The organism is Hydrogenophaga sp. T66 (assembly GCF_057219855.1).
Map to the genome: position 1 here is coordinate 431,468 of NZ_JBXVVX010000002.1, position 18,376 is coordinate 449,843.

At 70.2% G+C, this 18,376-nt stretch carries 17 protein-coding genes; 7 read left to right on the forward strand and 10 right to left on the reverse strand.

The window, feature by feature from the left end; translation table 11 throughout:
• Positions 1 to 104: 104 nt before the first annotated feature.
• The 6 genes from pdeM to AC2D80_RS11040 all read right to left on the reverse strand — a co-directional run bounded on the left by pdeM (position 105) and on the right by AC2D80_RS11040 (position 6,729).
• Positions 105 to 812 (reverse strand): ligase-associated DNA damage response endonuclease PdeM, encoded by a 708-nt coding sequence (gene pdeM, locus AC2D80_RS11015; RefSeq protein WP_484633325.1) that lies wholly within the window; start codon positions 810 to 812, stop codon positions 105 to 107.
• Positions 809 to 1,486 (reverse strand): nucleoid occlusion factor SlmA, encoded by a 678-nt coding sequence (gene slmA / locus AC2D80_RS11020; RefSeq protein WP_484633063.1) that lies wholly within the window; start codon positions 1,484 to 1,486, stop codon positions 809 to 811. The genes pdeM and slmA overlap by 4 nt, the downstream gene beginning before the upstream one ends.
• Before the next feature lie 95 nt (positions 1,487 to 1,581).
• Positions 1,582 to 3,072, reverse strand: a complete 1,491-nt coding sequence (locus AC2D80_RS11025; RefSeq protein ID WP_484633064.1) for an ATP-binding protein — start codon at positions 3,070 to 3,072, stop codon at positions 1,582 to 1,584.
• On the reverse strand, positions 3,044 to 3,736 hold the full coding sequence (locus AC2D80_RS11030) for a response regulator (protein ID WP_484633065.1): 693 nt from the start codon (positions 3,734 to 3,736) through the stop codon (positions 3,044 to 3,046). The genes AC2D80_RS11025 and AC2D80_RS11030 overlap by 29 nt, the downstream gene beginning before the upstream one ends.
• Before the next feature lie 19 nt (positions 3,737 to 3,755).
• Positions 3,756 to 4,652, reverse strand: a complete 897-nt coding sequence (argB, locus tag AC2D80_RS11035; RefSeq protein ID WP_484633066.1) for an acetylglutamate kinase — start codon at positions 4,650 to 4,652, stop codon at positions 3,756 to 3,758.
• A gap of 82 nt (positions 4,653 to 4,734) precedes the next feature.
• On the reverse strand, positions 4,735 to 6,729 hold the full coding sequence (locus AC2D80_RS11040; RefSeq protein WP_484633067.1) for an SDR family oxidoreductase: 1,995 nt from the start codon (positions 6,727 to 6,729) through the stop codon (positions 4,735 to 4,737).
• 215 nt (positions 6,730 to 6,944) lie between these two features.
• On the opposite strand from AC2D80_RS11040, the gene AC2D80_RS11045 reads away from it, so the two are divergent.
• The 3 genes from AC2D80_RS11045 (at position 6,945) to AC2D80_RS11055 (ending at position 9,527) form a co-directional block, all read left to right on the forward strand.
• Positions 6,945 to 7,529 carry a phasin family protein gene (locus AC2D80_RS11045; RefSeq protein ID WP_484633068.1) on the forward strand — a complete coding sequence of 195 codons (585 nt, stop codon included), beginning with the start codon at positions 6,945 to 6,947 and terminating at the stop codon, positions 7,527 to 7,529.
• A 115-nt stretch (positions 7,530 to 7,644) separates the two neighbouring features.
• Positions 7,645 to 8,865: a patatin-like phospholipase family protein gene (locus AC2D80_RS11050; RefSeq protein WP_484633069.1), complete on the forward strand. Its 1,221-nt coding sequence runs from the start codon at positions 7,645 to 7,647 to the stop codon at positions 8,863 to 8,865.
• 5 nt (positions 8,866 to 8,870) lie between these two features.
• Positions 8,871 to 9,527: a TetR/AcrR family transcriptional regulator gene (locus AC2D80_RS11055; RefSeq protein WP_484633070.1), complete on the forward strand. Its 657-nt coding sequence runs from the start codon at positions 8,871 to 8,873 to the stop codon at positions 9,525 to 9,527.
• Between the two features lie 10 nt (positions 9,528 to 9,537).
• Here the strand turns inward: AC2D80_RS11055 and AC2D80_RS11060 are convergent, their stop codons facing one another.
• Entirely contained in the window at positions 9,538 to 10,743 is a 1,206-nt protein-coding gene (locus AC2D80_RS11060) for a M20 aminoacylase family protein (protein WP_484633071.1), read from the reverse strand.
• Positions 10,744 to 10,851: 108 nt separating this feature from the next.
• On the reverse strand, positions 10,852 to 12,003 hold the full coding sequence (locus AC2D80_RS11065; RefSeq protein WP_484633072.1) for an ABC transporter substrate-binding protein: 1,152 nt from the start codon (positions 12,001 to 12,003) through the stop codon (positions 10,852 to 10,854).
• 133 nt (positions 12,004 to 12,136) lie between these two features.
• On the opposite strand from AC2D80_RS11065, the gene AC2D80_RS11070 reads away from it, so the two are divergent.
• The 3 genes from AC2D80_RS11070 to AC2D80_RS11080 are packed head-to-tail and all read left to right on the forward strand — an operon-like array spanning position 12,137 to position 15,674.
• On the forward strand, positions 12,137 to 14,191 hold the full coding sequence (locus AC2D80_RS11070) for a molybdopterin-containing oxidoreductase family protein (RefSeq protein WP_484633073.1): 2,055 nt from the start codon (positions 12,137 to 12,139) through the stop codon (positions 14,189 to 14,191).
• On the forward strand, positions 14,188 to 15,267 hold the full coding sequence (locus AC2D80_RS11075; protein ID WP_484633074.1) for an aminopeptidase: 1,080 nt from the start codon (positions 14,188 to 14,190) through the stop codon (positions 15,265 to 15,267). Before AC2D80_RS11070 ends, AC2D80_RS11075 begins: the two co-directional genes overlap by 4 nt.
• A 20-nt stretch (positions 15,268 to 15,287) precedes the next feature.
• Positions 15,288 to 15,674, forward strand: a complete 387-nt coding sequence (locus tag AC2D80_RS11080; protein ID WP_484633075.1) for a polyhydroxyalkanoic acid system family protein — start codon at positions 15,288 to 15,290, stop codon at positions 15,672 to 15,674.
• Between the two features lie 52 nt (positions 15,675 to 15,726).
• On the opposite strand, the gene AC2D80_RS11085 is transcribed toward AC2D80_RS11080, so the two are convergent.
• The gene (locus AC2D80_RS11085) at positions 15,727 to 15,981 is read right to left on the reverse strand and encodes an acyl-CoA-binding protein (protein WP_484633076.1); all 255 of its coding nucleotides are present in this window, start codon (positions 15,979 to 15,981) and stop codon (positions 15,727 to 15,729) included.
• A 90-nt stretch (positions 15,982 to 16,071) separates the two neighbouring features.
• Between AC2D80_RS11085 and AC2D80_RS11090 the strand changes: the two genes are divergently transcribed.
• Positions 16,072 to 17,580 (forward strand): wax ester/triacylglycerol synthase family O-acyltransferase, encoded by a 1,509-nt coding sequence (locus AC2D80_RS11090; RefSeq protein ID WP_484633077.1) that lies wholly within the window; start codon positions 16,072 to 16,074, stop codon positions 17,578 to 17,580.
• Here AC2D80_RS11090 and AC2D80_RS11095 read toward each other — a convergent pair.
• Complete coding sequence (locus AC2D80_RS11095) at positions 17,502 to 18,344, reverse strand: type III pantothenate kinase (RefSeq protein WP_484633078.1); 843 nt, start codon at positions 18,342 to 18,344, stop codon at positions 17,502 to 17,504. The two genes, AC2D80_RS11090 and AC2D80_RS11095, sit on opposite strands and share 79 nt — an antisense overlap.
• Positions 18,345 to 18,376: the final 32 nt, after the last annotated feature.

An 18,376-nucleotide genomic window follows, 5' to 3' on the forward strand; every position in this document is an offset into this window, starting at 1 on the left:
CTATTTTGACCCCAAAACCGAAAACCCGGGGGGGTTCCGCGCCAATCCGGCGGGTTTTGTTTAGAGCGCGTGCTCTAACGCACGGGCCCTGGCCGCGCCGCGGCTCAGGCGGGCAGGCGCCGCACCAGCCCGTCGGCCACGACCCACACGCGATCGGCGGGCCGGCGTTCGATCGGGTGCATGCCGGTGAAATGCCCAAAGGCCGGCAGCACGCCCACCGGCCGCGCCACCGGATCACCCAGCCAGAAACAAGGCAGCCGCAGCCGGTCTTTCGCCGGCCCCCCGAGGCGCACGCACGGGTGCCAGTGACCGGCCAGCGCGTACGCCCCGTCCACGGGCTGCGGTTCGTGGCACAGCGCCCAGGGGCCGCGGCGCCAGGGCTCGTTGTGCACCGCCAGGCCCCAGGCGGGCGGTGGATCGCCGGCGGCGCGGTCGTGGTTGCCGCGGATGAGGTGAACCGCCAGGCCCGGCGAGCGGGCGCGCCAGCCATCGAACGCGGCGCCCACGGCCCGGTCGAGCGTGGGCCCGCGGCCGCGGGCGGCGTGCAGCAGGTCGCCCAGGAACACGAGATCGGTCCGCCTGGCGTCGGGCGGCAGGCTGTCGAGCACCGCGCCCACCGCGGCCAGCGTGGCCTCGCTGGAGCCGCGGGGCACCGGCACGCCGAGGCGCCGGAAGCTGGCGGCCTTGCCGAGGTGGGCATCGGCGATCAGCAGCGCGCCCGGGTCCGGGAGATAGGCCGCGCCCAGCGGGTGGAGCCACAGCGTCAGGCCCGGGGCCAGCGCGGCGGGCTCCCAGGGCGGGGGCGGGGTCAGAGGCGGCCGCCCGGCAGCAGCAGGGCGAGACAGTGATCCAGGTTCTCGCCCGGCGAACGCTTGAAGCCGCTGCGCGCGAAGCGCTGCAGGCGACCCACGCAGAAGGCCGTGATGGCCGATGCGTCGGCGGCGGCATCGACCGTGGGCGTGGCGGCGTTGGTGAGCACCGCCGCTTCGCGCAGGTTCTGCCGCAGCGCGGACTCGATCTTGTCGAAGAACAGGTTCATGCGCTGCTGCAGCCGCTCGTTTTCGAACACGAGCGCGTCACCCACCATCACGCGGGTCATGCCGGGATTCTTCTCGCCGAACTGCAGCAGCAGGGCCACCAGCTTGCGGGCCCGCAGGCGCGGGTCGGGCTCGCGGTCACCCAGCTGGTTCACCAGCCCGAACACCGACTGTTCGATGAACTCGATCAGGCCTTCGAACATCTGCGCCTTGCTGGCGAAATGGCGGTACAGCGCGGCTTCGCTGACTTCCAGCCGCGCGGCCAGCGCGGCGGTGGTGATGCGCTCGGCGCCGGGCTGCTCGAGCATCGTGGCCAGCGCCTGCAGGATCTGCACCCGGCGCTCGCCGGGCCGGGGACGCTTGCGGGTGGGCGCGCTGGCCTCGGTGTCGGTCTCCGGGGAGCCGGGGGGGGCGGCGTCAGCCGGTGAGTCGCTGGCGTTCGAGCTCATGGGGCGTTCCGTGCGGGCAGACCGACGGCGGTCTGCGCGGCATTCTCGCACAGCCGGTAACGATTGCTTACCCAGGCGCGGCGCGGGTTGCCGCGTCAGTGGGTGGCCGCATCGAGCACGACCCGCACGCGCAATCCGCGCCCGCCGGCGCCGCTGTCCAGGCGCAGCGCGGTGCCGTGCGCGCGGGCGATGCCGTCGGCGATGGCCAGCCCCAGCCCGTTGCCCTCGCCGACCGTGCCGGGCACGCGGTAGAAGCGCTGCAACACCCGCTCGCGCTCGTCGGGCGGGATACCGGGACCATCGTCCTCGACCTCCAGCCACACGCTGGCGGCGGGTGCGGCGCAACGGCCGCAACGCACGGTGATGTGCCCTCCCGCGGGGGTGTACTTGACCGCGTTGTCCACGAGGTTCATGAGCAGTTCGCGCAGCAGCCACGCGTGGCCCAGGGCGAGCGCCGGCGCCGTGTCAAGGCCCAGATCGAGGTGGCGGGTGCTGGCCGCGTCGAGCTGCGCGGCCAGCACGGTCTCGCACAGCTCCACGAGATCGATCGCTTGCAGCGGTTGGCCGTCGGTGTTCACCGAGTCCGCCCGCGACAGCGCGAGCAGCTGGTTGGCCAGCTGCGAGGTTCGACGGGTCGCGTCGCGCAGGCGCAGCACCTGTTCGGCCCGCAGGCTCAGCAGTTCGCCGGGGGTCATGCTGCGCGTGGCCTGCGCCCACGCCTCGACCTGCGCCTGCAACCCGGCCAGCGGCGTGCGCAGCTGGTGCGCTGCGTCGGCGACGAAGCGGCGCTGCGCCTCGGACTGCGCGTTCACGAGCGCAAACAGGCGGTTGAGCGCGTCCACCAGCGGCCGCACCTCGGCCGGCGTGGCGTCGGTGTCGATGGGGCTGAGGTCGCGCGGCGAACGGTTCTCCACCGCCTGCTTGAGGTCGATCAGCGGCTGCAGCGCGCGGGCCACACCCCACACCAGCACGACCGCGGCCACCGCGAAAAGCAGCAGGTTGGGCAGCAGCACGCGGGTCGCACCGCTGAGCAGCCAGTGCTGGCGCGGGTCGCTGCCGTCGGCCAGCATGACCACCAGCTCGCCCGCGTCGGTCATCACCCGCTGGGCCACGACGCGGTAGGTCACGCCGCCATCGACCACACTGAGAAACTCCGGGTCCGCCGTCGCCGGCAGCACGGTGGGTAGCCACCGCTCGCCAATCAACAGCGCGCCCTGCCCGTCGAGCACGCCGATCGCCGCGTTGCCCTCGCCGTCCTGCAGGAACTCCAGCAGCGCTGGCGCGAGCAGCAGCGAAGGGGTGGCCACCAGCGCCTCGGCGCGCGCGAGCGAATCGTCCAGGCCGGCCGGGCCGCGCTGCACGATCTGGCCCTTGACCACCGACGCCGCGAGCAGCGGGACCAGCCGCAGCAGGCGCTGGTCCTGCTGGGCGGCGGCGGTGCCAGCGCCCTGGTAGTGGAAAAAGACGCTGACCGCCGCGATCACGCCGATGGTCAGCAGCAGCGTGACGAGCAGGCGGCGCTGCAGGCCGCCAATCACGCCGCGCGAGAACACGGTCTCAAGCAGGGCCGGCCGGGTCGGTTTCACCACGAAGCTCCAGCCGGTAACCGAAGCCGCGGATGGCGCGCAGCGCCACACCCGCCGGCTCCAGCTTGGCGCGCAGACGCGACACGTACACCTCGATCGCGTTCGGCGTGATTTCCTTGTCCCAGCCGGTGAGGGCGGCCAGCAGCTTGTCCTTGGCCGCCGGTTTGGGCGCCTGCAGCAACAGGTACTCCAGCACCGTCCACTCGCGGGGCCCCAGCTCCAGCGACTGGCCGCCCAGCGTGGCGCGGCGCAGGGCGGTGTCCATCTCGAGCGGGCCAAAGCCCAACACCGCCGAGGTGGCGGTCTGCGAGCGGCGCAGCAGGGCGCGCAGGCGGGCCAGCAGTTCGGGCAGCTCGAAAGGCTTGACCATGTAGTCGTCGGCACCGAGGTCCAGGCCCTGCACCCGGTCCTGCAAGGCGTCGCGCGCGGTCAGGATCAGGACCGGCATCGTCAGCCCCTGCCCACGCAGCCATCGCGTCAGGCTCAGACCGTCGGCGCGCGGCAGGCCGATGTCCACGATCGCGGCGTCAAACGACTCGGACTGCAGCGCCTGCTCGGCACGCTCTGCGCTGCCGACCCAGTCAACCGTGTAGCCCGCGTCGGTGAGGCCCAGCTTGATGCCGCTGGCCACCATCACGTCGTCCTCGACCAGCAGCAATCGCATGGCAGGCGGGTGTCGGGGGTCAGCCCTTGATCATGGTGCCGAAGGGCTCGTTGCCCAGCACCTCCAGCAGCAGCGCGTGCGGTACGCGGCCGTCGAGGATGTGGACCGCGTGCACACCGCTGCGGGCGGCGTCAAGCGCGCCGGCGATCTTGGGGATCATGCCGCCGGAGATCGTGCCGTCGCTGCACAGCTCGTCGATGCGGCGCGGGGTGAGCTCGGTCAGCAGCTCGCCGTTCTTGTCCAGCACGCCGCGGATGTTGGTCAGCATCAGCAGCTTCTCGGCCTGCAGCACGGTGGCCAGCTTGGCCGCCACCACGTCGGCGTTGATGTTGTAGCTCTCGTTGTGCTCGCCAAAGCCGATCGGGCTGACCACCGGGATGAACTGGTCGTCCTGCAAGGCCCGAACCACCGACGGGTCAATGGACACGATGTCACCCACCTGGCCGACGTCGTGCTCCCGGCTGGGGTCCTGCGTGTCCGTCATGCGCAGTTTGCGGGCGCGAATCATGGCGCCGTCGCGGCCGGTGAGGCCCACCGCCTTGCCACCGGCGGCGTTGATCAGGCCCACGATGTCCTGTTGCACCTCGCCGGCGAGCACCCACTCCACGACCTCCATGGTCTCGGCGTCGGTGACGCGCATGCCCTGGATGAATTCGCCCTTCTTTCCCAGTCGCTGCAGCAGCGTCTCGATCTGCGGGCCGCCGCCGTGCACCACGACCGGGTTGATGCCGACCAGCTTGAGCAGCACCACGTCTTCCGCGAAGGCGCGCTGCAGGGCCGGGTCCGTCATGGCATTGCCGCCGTACTTGATGACCATGGTCTTGCCGTGGAAACGGCGGATGTACGGCAAGGCCTGCGCCAGCACGCTGGCGCGGTCGCGCGGGGCGATGGAGGAGATATCGACGGGCGTGGTCATGGTCGGGTGGGGCGTCGCGTGCGAAGCACGAAGCCCCGCATTTTACGGACGCCCCACCGGCGCCCCGGGCGGCCGAAGCCGCTCAGAAATGGATGCCGCGCATCATCTGCTGCATCGCGATCGCCTCGGGGGAAAGCTGCGCACGGCCGCCCTTCTCGCCCTTGGCCGCATCGCTGTCGGGGAACATGCGGAAGCTCGTGTTCATGACGATCTGCGCCACGCGGGGCGCCACCGCGTGCAGCAGTTCGCCGGTGATGCCCAGACGCGTGGCGATGCGCACCGGCTTGTCGATGCAGGCCTGCGCGATCATCTCGGCGGCCTCTTCCGGGCTGAGCGTGGGCACGTTGTTGTAGATCTTGGTCGGCGCGATCATCGGCGTGCGCACCAGCGGCATGTTGATCGTGGTGAACGTGATGCCCTGGTCGGCGAACTCGCTGCTCGCGCACCGGGTCCAGGCGTCCAGCGCGGCCTTGCTGGCCACATAGGCGGAGAAACGCGGGGCGTTGGTGAGCACGCCGATGGAGCTGATGTTGACCACATGGCCCTTGCGCTTGGCCACCATGCCAGGCAGCAGCCCCATGGTCACGCGCAGGCAGCCGAAGTAGTTCAGGTCCATCGTGCGCTGGAAATCGTGGAAACGGTCGTAGCTCGACTCGATCGCACGGCGGATGGAGCGCCCGGCGTTGTTGATGAGGAAGTCAACCCCGCCGTGTTCGTCGGTGATCGCCTTGACAAAGGCCGCGCAGCCGGCCTCATCGGCGATGTCCACGCTGTAGCTGTGAACCTGGGCGTCTTTGCCCGCGACGGCCTTGATCTCCTTGACCGCTTCGGCCAGTTTGTCTTCGTCGCGCGCACAGATCAGGGTGATCGCGCCGGCCTGGGCAAAGCGGCAGGCGGCTGCCAGACCGATGCCCGAAGAGCCGCCGGTGACCAGCACCACCTTGCCGCCCACGGTGCCCTTGAGGCTGCGGTCCACAAAAAGCGCCGGATCGAGGTGACGCTCCCAGTAATCCCAGAGACGCCAGGCGTAGTCGTGCAGGTTGGGGCATTCGATGCCGCTGCCCTTGAGCGCTGCGGCGGTCTCGCGGCAATCGAAGCGGGTGGGGTAATTGACGAAGGTGAGGATGTCTTCCGGCAGCCCCAGGTCCTTCATCACGGCGGCCCGGATGCGGCGAACGGGCGCCAGCGCCATCAGGCCCTTCTTCACACTCTTCGGAATGAAGCCCAGCAGCGCTGCGTTCACGAAGACGTTCATCTTCGGCGCGTGCGCCGCCTTGCTGAAGATGTCGAGCACGTCGCCCACGCGGTAACCGACCGGATCGACCAGGTGGTAACACTTGCCGCTGGCGTGGAAATGGTGGCTGATGTGATCGAGTGCGGCGACCACGTAGTCCACCGGCACGATGTTCACGCGACCACCCTCCAGGCCCACGCTGGGCATCCACGGCGGCAGGATCTGCCGCATGCGCTGGATCAGCTTGAAGAAGTAGTAGGGCCCGTCAATCTTGTCCATCTCGCCGGTGCGCGAATCGCCCACCACCATCGCCGGGCGGTACACCGTCCACGGCACACGGCACTCCTTGCGCACGATCTTTTCGCTCTCGTGCTTGGTGGCGAAGTAGGGGTGATCGAGTCCTTCGGCCTCGTCGAACATGTCCTCGCGGAACACGCCCTCGTACAGGCCGGCGGCGGCGATCGACGACACGTGGTGAAAGTGCTTCGCATCGATCGCCCGGGCGAACTCGACGGCCGCGCGGGTGCCTTCGATGTTGACCTTGACCTGACTTTCCTCGTCCGCCGACAGGTCGTACACCGCAGCCAGGTGGTAGAGGTGGTCGATCTGGCCCTTGAGCGTTTTCAGGTCGTCGGCACCGACACCCAGCTTCTTGCTGGTCAGGTCACCCACCACCGGCACGGCCCGCGACTTGCCCACGCCCCAGTAAGACAGCAGCTCCGGCACCTTGTCCAGGGATCCCTCGCGCAGCAGGAAATACACCACGGCGCCGCGGCGGGCCAGCAGGGTCTTGACGAGGCGGCGGCCGATGAAGCCGGTGGCACCGGTGACGAAATAACGCATGAACAAGCTCCTGGAACGCGTCGAAAAGGGATAGCAAGGGAAAGAACGACGGCCGATTCTGGCGCGGGCCACGGGCCGTTCGAGTCCGAACAAACCCGCGAACGACGGGGCCACATTAGGCCGGCGCCCCTACACACGCCCGCGGCAGCGCGCCACCATGGCAGCCGTACCCGCCCCTGGCGGCCGCCCCAACCCCTGCTACGGAGAGCATCCCCATGGTCAAGAAAGTCCAAAAGAAAACCGGCGCCCGCGCCACCGCCAGCACCGCCGCCGCCGGCGCCTCCCCGCTGGCCAACGCCGTGAAGGATTCGGCCCAGCAGATCTGGCTGGCCGGCCTGGGGGCATTCGCCAAGGCCCAGTCCGAGGGCGGCAAAGCCTTCGAAACGCTGGTCAAGGAAGGCCTGTCGATCCAGCGCAAGACGCAGGCCGCCGCCGAAGAGCGCATCACCGAAGCGACCCAGAAAGTGAGCTCCATGGCCACCGAAATCTCGTCCAAGGCCACCGGCCAGTGGGACAAGCTGGAAAACCTGTTCGAAGACCGCGTGGCCAAGGCCCTGAACAAGCTCGGCGTGCCGTCCGCGCGTGACGTGGAGGCGCTGATCGCCCGCATCGACGAGCTCAACGCCCACGTGCAGCGCCTGAGCGGCAAGGCCACCAAGCCGGCGGCCAAGCCCGCCGCGACCAAGGCCCCCGCCCGCAAGGCCGCGGCCAAGCCCGTGACCAAGGCCGCCGCCAAGCCGGCGGCCAAGCGCCCCGCGCGCAAGGCGGCCGCGCCCGCTGCGCCGGCGGCCGAAGCCTGAAGCGGCGACGCGCCGCTGACCCGCAGACAGGGGGCGCGCGGCGCCCCCTGTCTGTTTCCGGCCCCTTGCTGCAACGCAGCAGCCCGCGCCGCACATACCCCCTACACTCGATCGCATGAGCCTCCGTCCCGACCGCCGCCGATCGCGCCGCCGCGCCGGCCCGCCGCGCATCGCGCTGGCCCTCGCCGGTGGCGGACCGCTGGGCGCCATCTACGAAATTGGCGCGCTGTGTGCCTTGGACGACTGCCTGACGGGTGTCGATTTCAACGCCGTGGACCACCACATCGGTGTGTCGGCTGGCGGCTTCATCGCCGCGGCGCTGGCCAACGGCATCACCCCGCGCGAACTCAGCCGCGCCTTCATCGAAGACGCGCCCGGCCCGGACGGCTTCGATCCCTCCTGGCTGTTGAGCCCCGCCTGGGCGGAGTTCGCCGACCGCGCCGCGCGCCTGCCCGGCCTGCTGACCTCGGCGCTGTGGGCGTGGGGCGTGCAAGGCAAACGCCTGACGCACGCGATGGAGCGTCTCGGTGCAGCGCTGCCCACCGGCGTGCTGGACAACGAAGCGGTGCACCGCCAGCTCGAACGCCTGTTCAGCCAGCCGGGGCGCACCAACGACTTCCGCCGCCTGCGCGGCCGCCTCACGCTGGTAGCCACCCAGCTCGACACCGGCGAAGCCGCCCCGTTCGGCCAGCCCGGCTGGGACCACGTGCCGATCTCGCGCGCCATCCAGGCCAGCGCCGCCCTGCCCGGCCTGTTCCCGCCGGTGTGCATCGACGGTCAGCACTACGTGGACGGCGCGCTCAAGAAAACGCTCCACGCCACCGTCGCCCTCGACGAGGGTGTGGACCTGCTCCTGTGCGTCAACCCGCTCGTGCCTTTCCGCGCGGAAGACAGCGCCTGGTCCGCGCAGCGCATCCCCGCGCTGGTCGAAGGCGGTCTGCCCGCGGTCATGAGCCAGACCTTCCGCTCCATGATCCATTCGCGGCTCGCGCTCGGCCTGAAGCACTACGAGCGCGCCTACCCCGACACCGACATCGTGCTGGTCGAACCCGATCAGCGCGACGCCGAGCTGTTCTTCGCCAACACATTCAGCTACCGCCAGCGCCGCGAGATGGCCGAACACGCGTACCAGCAAACCCGGCGCCTGCTCGCGCGGCATGCGGCGACCTGGGCTCCGCGCCTCGCGCGCCACGGCATCGGGCTGGACCGCGCGGCCCTGCACGACCCCGCGCGGCATCTGGTCACCACCGCCGCGCCGGCGCCCAGCCCCGCGCAGCGCCTGCACGCCACGCTCGACCAGCTGCAAGCCGCGCTGCCCGTCCCTTCAGCCCGCTGAGGCCCATGGCCACCCGAAAAGCCCCCCGCCGCACCGCCGAGCGCATCCTGGAGACCACGCTCGACCTGTTCAACCGCTTCGGCGAGCCCAACGTGTCGACCACGCTCATCTCGGCGGAGCTGGGCATCAGTCCGGGCAACCTCTACTACCACTACCCCGCCAAGGACGAGCTGATCAACTCGCTGTGCGAGCGCCACGAACGCGCGCTGGCCGAACTGCTCGGTGCGGCCGATAACGTGCGCGACGTGGAAGACGCGTGGTTCTTCCTGCACTCGCTGTTTGAAATCATCTGGCAGTACCGTTTCCTCTACCGCGACCTCAACGACCTGCTGTCGAAGAACCGGCTGCTGGAGACCCGCTTCCAGGCGGTGATCCAGGCCAAGACCCGCGCGGTGCGGCAGCTGCTGGCCAGCATGAGCCGCCACGGCGCGGTGCTGATCGATGCCCGCGAGGTCGACGCCACCGCCAACAGCATGGTCGTGCTGCTGACGTACTGGCTGAGTTTCGAGTTCGTGCGCGACCCGCGCCACGCGCTGGAGCCGGACAACGCACAGCGCGCCCTGTTGCGCGGCGCCTACCATGTGCTGCACCTGATGGCTCCGTACCTGGAAGTCGGGCAGCGCCAGCACCTGCTGGCCCTCAGCGCGGCCTACCGCGACTGAGCCACGCCCTTCAGGGACGCGGCACCGACAGCCAGCGATCCACCAGGCGCACCCAGAAGGTTGCCCCCAGCGGGATCAGGTCGTCGTTGAAGTCGTAGCTGGGGTTGTGCAGGGTGCACGGCCCGCCGCCATGGCCGATCTCGCGGTGGGAGCCATCGCCGTTGGCGATAAATCCATAACAGCCGGGGCGGGCCTGCAGCATGTACGCAAAGTCCTCGGCGCCCATGGTGGGCTCCTGGGCCAACACCCGTTGCGGGCCCACCACCTCGGCCATCACCTCGCGCATCACCGCCGTCTCGGCCGCGTGGTTCACCGTGGGCGGGTAGTTGCGCCGGAAATGAAACTCCACCGTCGCGCCGAACGCGGCCGCGGTGTGCTCGGCGATCAGCCGCATGCGCTCTTCGATCAGGTCGAGCACTTCCAGCGTGAAGGTGCGGACCGTGCCCTGGATCTCGCAATGGTCGGGCACCACGTTGGTCGCTTCGCCCGCGTGGATCATGGTCACCGAGATCACGCCCGCGTCCACCGGCTTCTTGTTGCGGGTGATCACGGTCTGGAAGGCCTGCACCATCTGGCAGGCCACCGGCACGGGATCGATGCCGTTGTGGGGCAGCGCGGCGTGCGAGCCCTTGCCGCGGATGACGATCCGGAACTCGTTGCTCGACGCCATCACCGGCCCGGGGCTGGCCGCGAAGCTGCCGGTCGGCAGTCCCGGCCAGTTGTGCAGGCCGAACACCGCCTCCACCGGAAAGCGCTCGAACAGGCCGTCCTTGATCATCTCTCGCGCGCCACCGCCGCCCTCTTCCGCCGGCTGAAAGATCAGCACCACCGTGCCGTCGAAATCCCGGTGGCGGGCCAGATGCTGGGCGGCTCCCAGGAGCATGGCGGTGTGACCGTCGTGGCCGCAGGCGTGCATCTTGCCGGGGTGGCGGCTGGCGTGGGCGAAGGTGTTGCGCTCTTGCATGGGCAGCGCGTCCATGTCGGCGCGCAGGCCGATGGCGCGTCCACAGGCGCCGCCATCGCGGCCGCGAACGACACCGACCACCCCGGTTGTCCCCAGTCCGCGGTGCACCTCGATGCCCCAGTCGGTGAGTGCGCGGGCCACCAGCTCGGCGGTGCGCTGCTCCTCAAAACACAGCTCGGGGTGGGCGTGGATGTCGCGGCGCAGCGCGGCAATGCCGGTGGCCTGGGTGACGATGGAGTCGATGAGCTTCATGGCGGCGATCTCGCGGCAGGCGGTGTGTGCCCCATGGTAGCCCGACACCGGATGGATCGGTGTGTCGGCGGCCGAGAGCCCGTCGCCACCGGGCGGGTGATGCCAGGCTCAGCGGCGGATGCGCCCGTCTTCGGTCAGCAGCGTGAGTTCGACAAAGCGCGAACCGGTGTGGTCGTTCGGTCCGAAGTCGACGGGGAATCCGCCCAGATCGACGTTGCGCATCGACTCAATCGCGTTGATGAAGGACTCGCGGGTCACGCCACGGCCGGCGCGCTGCAAGCCTTCGCAGAACACCCGGGCCGCCACGAAGCCCTCCATGCCCGAGTAGTTGGGCGCGCGGCCCTGTTTGGCCTTGACCGCCGCGAGGTAGTCGCCGGAAATGCCCGTGACCGGCGAATACGGGAACGGCATGACCTGGCTGATGACGACGCCCTTGGCGTCCGACCCCAGCTCATCGAGCAGCGCCTGGGTGCCCACAAAGGACACGTTGTAGAAGCTGCCCGCATAGCCGGCCTTGCGCGCGGCGCGAATGAAGGCCGCACACGACTTGTAGGCACTGACCTGCACGATGGCCTCGGGCTTCTGGGCCATGATGGCCTGCACCGCCGCGGCCACATCCACCGAGTTGCGCTCCACCGTGCCGGTGGCGGCCGGCTGGAGGTTTTGCGCCTGCAGCGCGCGCGTCACGCCCTCCAGACCGGTCTTGCCGTAGGCGTCGTTCTGGTAAAAGACCGCGATCTTGCGGATGCCGACCGAGGTGGTCTGCTTGACGATCGCGGCGGTCTCGTCGAAGTACGAGGCGCGCACATGCAGCGCGTAACGGTTGAAGGGCTCGCGCAGGGCCTGGGCGCCCGTAAAAGGCGCGAAGAACGGCACCTTGGCCTCGGTGGCCAGCGGCAGCGCGGCCAGGCTGGTGGGGGTGCCGATGTAGCCAAACAGCGCGAACACGCCCTCGTTGATGAGCTGCCGGGTGTTGGCGGCGCACTTGTCGGGCTCGTAGCCGTCATCGAGGCGCTTGAGTTCGATCTTGCGCCCCTGGATGCCGCCTTTCTGGTTGACCTGCTCAAAGTACAGCTGCGCCCCCAGGTAGAACTGCAGGCCGAGCTGCTCGGCCGCGCCGCTGAACGGCGCCGACTGACCCAGCACGATGGCGTTGTCCGTCAGCCCGGCGGTCTGCGCGTGGCCCACGTGGGCCCACAGGCCGAGGCCGGAGGCGGTGGTGATTCGGGCCAGGCTGGCCAGGGCTTCGCGACGCTGCATGGAACACTCCGGATGTGCTGAAATCGGACGGGTACCGACCCCCGCCCGGGCGTCGATCACCACACTACTGGGCAGGGTATTGCAGCCTTTTGTATCCACCATGACCGAATCGACCTCTGGTGCCTCCGCCCCGATGAACGCCACCGAGACCGTGGTCATCGGCGCGTGCCCGCACGACTGTCCCGACACCTGCTCGCTGCTCACCACGGTGCGCGATGGCGTGGCCGTTCGGGTGCAGGGCAACCCGGCCCACCGCCACACCGACGGCGTGTTGTGCACCAAGGTGTCGCGCTACGCCGAGCGCACCCACCACCCCGAGCGCGTGCTCACGCCGCTGCGCCGTGTCGGACCCAAGGGCAGCGGCCGGTTCGAACCCATGGGCTGGGACGAAGCGCTGGACACCATCGCCGCCCGCCTGGGCGAGATTGCCGCCCGCGATCCCCAGGCCATCCTCCCTTACAGCTACGCCGGCACGATGGGCCTGGTGCAGGGCGAGGGCATGGCCGCGCGCTTTTTCCACCGCCTCGGCGCCTCGCTGCTGGACCGCACGATCTGCGCCGCGGCGGGCGGCGAAGGCCTGGTCCAGACGCTGGGCGGCAAGGTGGGCATGAAGGTGGAGCATTTCGCCCACGCCCGACTGATCCTGATCTGGGGCAGCAATTCGATCGGCAGCAATCTGCACTTCTGGAAGCTCGCGCAGCAGGCCAAGCGCGATGGCGCGCGGCTGGTGTGCATCGACCCGCGCCGCACCGAAACCGCCGAGAAATGCCACGACCACATCGCGCTGCGCCCGGGCACCGACGCAGCGCTGGCGCTGGCGCTGATGCACGAACTGATCGTCCACGACTGGCTCGACCACGACTACATTGAACGCCACACGCTGGGCTGGGCGGGCCTGCGCGAGCGGGCACTGCAATGGCCACCGGCGCGCGCGGCGGCGGTGTGCGGCGTGCCGGAGGCGCAGATCCGGGACCTCGCCCGCGCCTACGGCACCACCCGGCCCGCGGCCATCCGCCTGAACTACGGCATGCAGCGCGTGCGCGGCGGCGGCAACGCCGTGCGCGCCGTGGCCTGCCTGCCGGCGCTGGTGGGCGCGTGGCGCGATCCGGCCGGCGGCATGCTGCTGTCCGCGTCGGGCCATTTTCCGGTGCGGCGCGAGGCGCTGTTCCGACCGGACCTGCTCGGCACACGCCGGCCGCGCACCATCAACATGAGCACCATCGGCGACGACCTGCTGCGCGACAGCAGCCCCTCCTTCGGCCCGCGCATCGAGGCGGTGGTCGTCTACAACAGCAACCCGGTGGCGGTCGCGCCCGAATCGGGCAAGGTGGTGCGGGGCTTCGCGCGCGAGGATCTGTTCACCGTGGTGCTGGAGCACTTCCTCACCGACACCGCCGACCACGCCGACATCGTCCTGCCGGCCACCACCCAGCTCGAACACTGGGACATCCACACCAGCTACGGCCACACCGACGTCCTGCTCAACCGCCCCGCCCTCGCACCGCTGGGCCAGTCGCGACCCAACACCGCGGTGTTCCGCGCGCTGGCGCGCCGCCTGGGTTTCACCGAACCCTGCTTCGACGACGATGATCTGATCCTGTGCCGCACGGCGTTTGATGGCCTGATCGATTTCGACCGGCTGCTGGCCGACGGTTTCGCCAGCCTCGCCGTGCCGGACGCCCCATTCGCCGACGGCGGCTTTCCCACGCCCTCGGGGCGCTGCGAGTTCCACAGCGCGCGCCTGGCCGCGCAAGGCCTTGATCCGCTGCCCGACCACATCCCCAACGCCGAAGCGCCCGGCGCCGACCCGCGCCACCCGCTGGCCATGATCTCGCCGCCGGCGCGCCACTTCCTCAACAGCAGCTTCGTGAACGTGAAGAGCCTGCGCGACATCGAAGGCGAGCCGCGGCTGGAAATCCACGCCGACGATGCCGCCGCGCGCGGGATTGAGAGCGGCCAGATGGTCCGCGTCTTCAACGACCGGGGCGAATACCGCTGCCGGGCGGAGGTGTCCCCGCGGGCGCGGCCGGGCGTGGTCAACGGGCTGGGGATCTGGTGGCGCAAGCTGGGGCCCGCCGGCACCAACGTCAACGAAGTGACCAGCCAGCGCCTCACCGACCTGGGCCGCGGCCCCACCTTCTACGACTGCCTGGTCGAGGTGGCCGCGCTGGAGACCGAGGCGGCATGACGCGGCGACAGCGGGCGGCGGTGGCGGTGCTCACGGCGGGTGCGCTGTGGGCGCTGGGTGGATGCGCCCAGCACGCGCCGGGCCCGGGCTACTACTGGCAGTCGGTCACCGGGCACCTGGGCGTGATGCGCGCCGCCCGGCCGATCGACGACTGGCTGGCCGACAGCGCCACGCCCGACGCGCTGAAGGCCCGCTTGCGCCGCGCCCAGGCAATCCGCGACTACGCTTCCACCGCGCTGGCGCTGCCCGACAACGCCAGCTACCGCCGCTACGCCGACCTCGGCCGGCGTGCGGTGCTGCACAACGTGGTGGCCGCGCCCGCGCTGTCGCTGCAGCTGCAGACCTGGTGCTTCCCGGTGGCGGGCTGCGTGGCCTACCGCGGCTACTACGACGAGGCCGACGCGCGCGCCTTCGCCGCCTCGCTCGACCCCGCGCTGGAGGTCACGGTCTACCCGGTGTTCGCCTACTCCACGCTGGGCTGGACCAACTGGCTCGGCGGCGATCCGCTGCTCAACACCTTCCTGCCTTACCCGGTCGGCGAAGTTGCCCGCACCGTGTTCCACGAATTGGCGCACCAGGTGGTCTTCGTGGCTGGCGATACCGTGTTCAACGAGTCGTTCGCCACCGCGGTCGAGCGCCTCGGTGGCGACCGCTGGCTGGCCGAACAGGCGTCCGACGCCGAACGCGCGGAGTACGCCCGTTTCGACGAACGCCGCCGCGCGTTTCGCGCCCTGACCGCGCGCACGCGCGAGCGCCTGCAGGCGATCTACGCCGATGCCGCGCTGGACGACGCCGCCAAGACCGTGCGCAAGGCCGAAGCGATGGCCACCTTCCGGGCGGACTACGAACGGCTCAAGGCGGGCTGGGGCGGCTTCGCCGGCTACGACGCCTGGGTGGCGCGGGCCAACAACGCGAGCTTTGCCACGCAAGCCCTGTACGACGGGCTGGTGCCCGGCTTCGTGGCGCTGTTTGAGCGCGAGGGCCGCGACTTCGCCCGCTTTTATGATGCGGTGCGCGGGCTCGCCGAGCGCCCGCTGGACGACCGCCACGCCGCGCTGCGCGCGCTGGCGCCCTGAAACCCCGAACCCGCACCGCCATGGCCGACCTCTTCATCGCCCGCGACCACCAGCTCGGCCTCGCCGCCGCCCGCCGCCTCGCGTGGCAGTGGGCCGAACAGGCGGAGAACGAGTTCGACATGGAATGCACCTACGAAGAGGGCGATGACGCTGACGAGGTGGCGTTCACCCGCTCGGGGGTGAACGGCTCGCTGCGTGTGACGGCCACGCGCTTCGAACTCTCGGCGCGGCTGGGCTTTCTGCTCGGTGCCTTCAAAGACCGCATCGAGGCCGAGATCGTGAAAAACCTCGACACCTTGCTGGCGGCCCAGGCAGCGGGCGGCAAGGCGGCGGCCAAGACGGCCGCCAACACCGGGGCCAAGACCGCCTCGAAGAAGCCCGCCAGCCCCAAAAAGAAAGCCACCTGATCGCTCAGGTGGCTCGGGGCTGGGGCCGGGTCGCGCGGCCCGGCACCGGGTCTCAGCTCAGGCTCTTGATCAGGTCGATGTACTGCTGCTTGGCGTCGTCGGCGCTGGTGCCCTTGAGCGCGTTCCACGCGTCCCACTTGGCGCGGCCGACCATGTCGCCGAAGCCGGGCTTCTTCTCGGCGTTGTCGCCCGTCGTGGCCTGCTTGTACAGGCCGTAGATCTTCAGCAGCGTGCTGTTGTCGGGGCGCTCGGCGAGTTTCTTGGAGTTCGCCACCGCGGCGTCGAACTGGGCTTGGAGGTCGGCCATGGATGCTCCTGGTTGTCTCGGGTTGGGGGAGTCCCGGTATCTTACGGGGCGACCACTGGGCACAATAGGGAGCCCACCCAAGGAGTCTTCATGGAACACCGCGTCGCCGCCGTCACCCAGGCCCTGAGCAGCACCCTGGGGCTGGAAGGCGAGCGCATGAGCAAGGTCGACACGGCCTGGCTGCGCATGGACTCGGCGTCCAACCTGATGATGATCGTGGGCGTGTGGCTGCTCAAGCCGGGGATCGGCCGCGACGCGTTGCGCGAGCGCGTGCGGGAACGCCTGCTGCCGTATCGCCGCTTCGTGCAGGTGGCCCGGGAAGACGCCGCCGGCGCCCACTGGGCCGACGACCCGGCCTTCGACATCGACCGCCACCTCACGGTCCACAGCCTCAAGCGCCGGCGAGGTCAGTCCGCGCAGGCCGCGCTGCAGGCGCGCGTCGGCGAGCTGGCGGTGAAGCCCCTGGACCCGAACCACCCGCGCTGGCATTTCGAGCTGATCGAGCACCACGAGGGCGGCTCGGCGCTGATCGCCCGCATCCACCACTGCATCGCCGACGGCATCGCGCTGATCAGCGTGATGATGAGTCTGGTGGACGGCGGCGCGCTGCCCCCGCAGCGCCGGCGCGCCAAGCGCGCCGCGCAAGCCCCGCTCGACGCGGCCGAGGGCTGGGTGGCCGACAGCCTGATCCGCCCGCTGGGTGAACTCACCGCGCGGGCGCTCGACGTGGCCGGCGGCTCGGCGGCGAAGTCGCTGTCGCTGATGGCCGCGCCGCAGCAGGGACTCAGCCAGGGTCTGGATCAGGCGCTCGACCTGGCGCGGCTCGGCGGCCAACTCGCGAGCGACGTGGCCGCGCTGGCGCTGATGCCCGACGACGCCACGACCCGCCTGAAGGGACAACCGGGCGGCCACAAGCGCGTGGCGTGGTGCGAGCCGATCCCGCTCGATCAGGTCAAAGCGATCGGGCGGGCGTTTCATTGCTCGGTGAACGACGTGCTGCTGGCCTGCGTCGCGGGGGCGATCGGGGCCTACCTGCGCGAGCAGGGCGACGACCCGGCGGGGCAGGAGATCCGGGCCATGGTGCCGGTGAACCTGCGTCCGCTGGAAGACGCGTGGAAACTGGGCAACCGGTTTGGCCTGGTGCCACTCCTGCTGCCGATCGGGCTGGACAACCCGATCGAGCGCCTGTTCGCGGTCAAGGCGCGCATGACGGCACTCAAAGGCAGCCTGCAGCCGCTGCTGACCTTCGGCCTGCTGTCGGTGGCCGGGCTGCTGGTGAAGCCCGCACAGGATGCGATGCTGAGCCTGTTTGGGCGCAAGACCACGGCCGTGATGACCAACGTGCCCGGTCCGGCGGAGAAACTCAGGGTCTGCGGCAGCACGCTGGAGCAGACCATGTTCTGGGTGCCGCAGACCGGCACGGTGGGTCTGGGCGTCTCGATCCTGAGCTACGGCGGCGGGGTGCAGTTCGGCGTGATCGCCGACACCGCGCTGTGCCCGGAACCCCAGGCCATCATCGATCAGTTTGTGCCGGCCTTCGAGACGCTGCTCACCGTCACGCTGATGCTTCCGTGGGGCGAGGCGGCCAGCGCCGCCTGAGCGCGCGCGCGCTGCTCGGCGATCTCCAGCAACCCGTCAAAGATCAGGCTGTCCACGAGTTCGACCTGGTTGGACATGCTCGGCGCCATCTTCCAGCCCGCCCCGCCCGTCATGTAGCACACCGGCTCCGCGCCGCAGTGGCGCCGCAGGTTGTCCACCATGCGCTGCACCGCGCCGGCGATGGCAAAGGTGCCGCCGCTGGTGAGGGCATCGCTGGTGTTGGTGGGAAAGTCACGGACCTCGCCGGTCGGCACGTGGAGTCCCGCGGTGCCACTCTCGAGCGCGCGCAACATGATGCCGTGACCGGGCAGGATGATGCCGCCCAGAAAACGGCCCGCCGCGTCGATGCACTCCACGGTCACGGCCGTGCCCACCATCACCACCACGCAAGGCCGCGCCTGGCCGCCGGCGAGCAGGCGCTGGCGCGCGCCGATCATGGCGACCCAGCGGTCCGAGCCCAGTCGGGCCGGGTGGTCATAACCGTTGATGAGCCCGGCCTCGGCCGCGGAGGACACCACCCACCGCGGCGTCACGTCCCACATCTCCAGCTGCTCTTCCACGCGGCGCTTGACCGCATCGCCGGCCACCACGCAGCCCAGCACGCTGGTGGGCTGCGACAGGCGCGCCCAGTCGCCCTCTTGCAGGGTTTCAATGTTTTCGAGGAACTGGGCGCCCTGCGCGAGCAGCCGCGCCCCCACACACGGCCGGTCGTACAGCGCCCACTTCAGGCGCGTGTTGCCGACATCCAGGGCGAGAAAGCTCATGGGCGGGGATTATCGCCAAGCGCCAGCGCGGT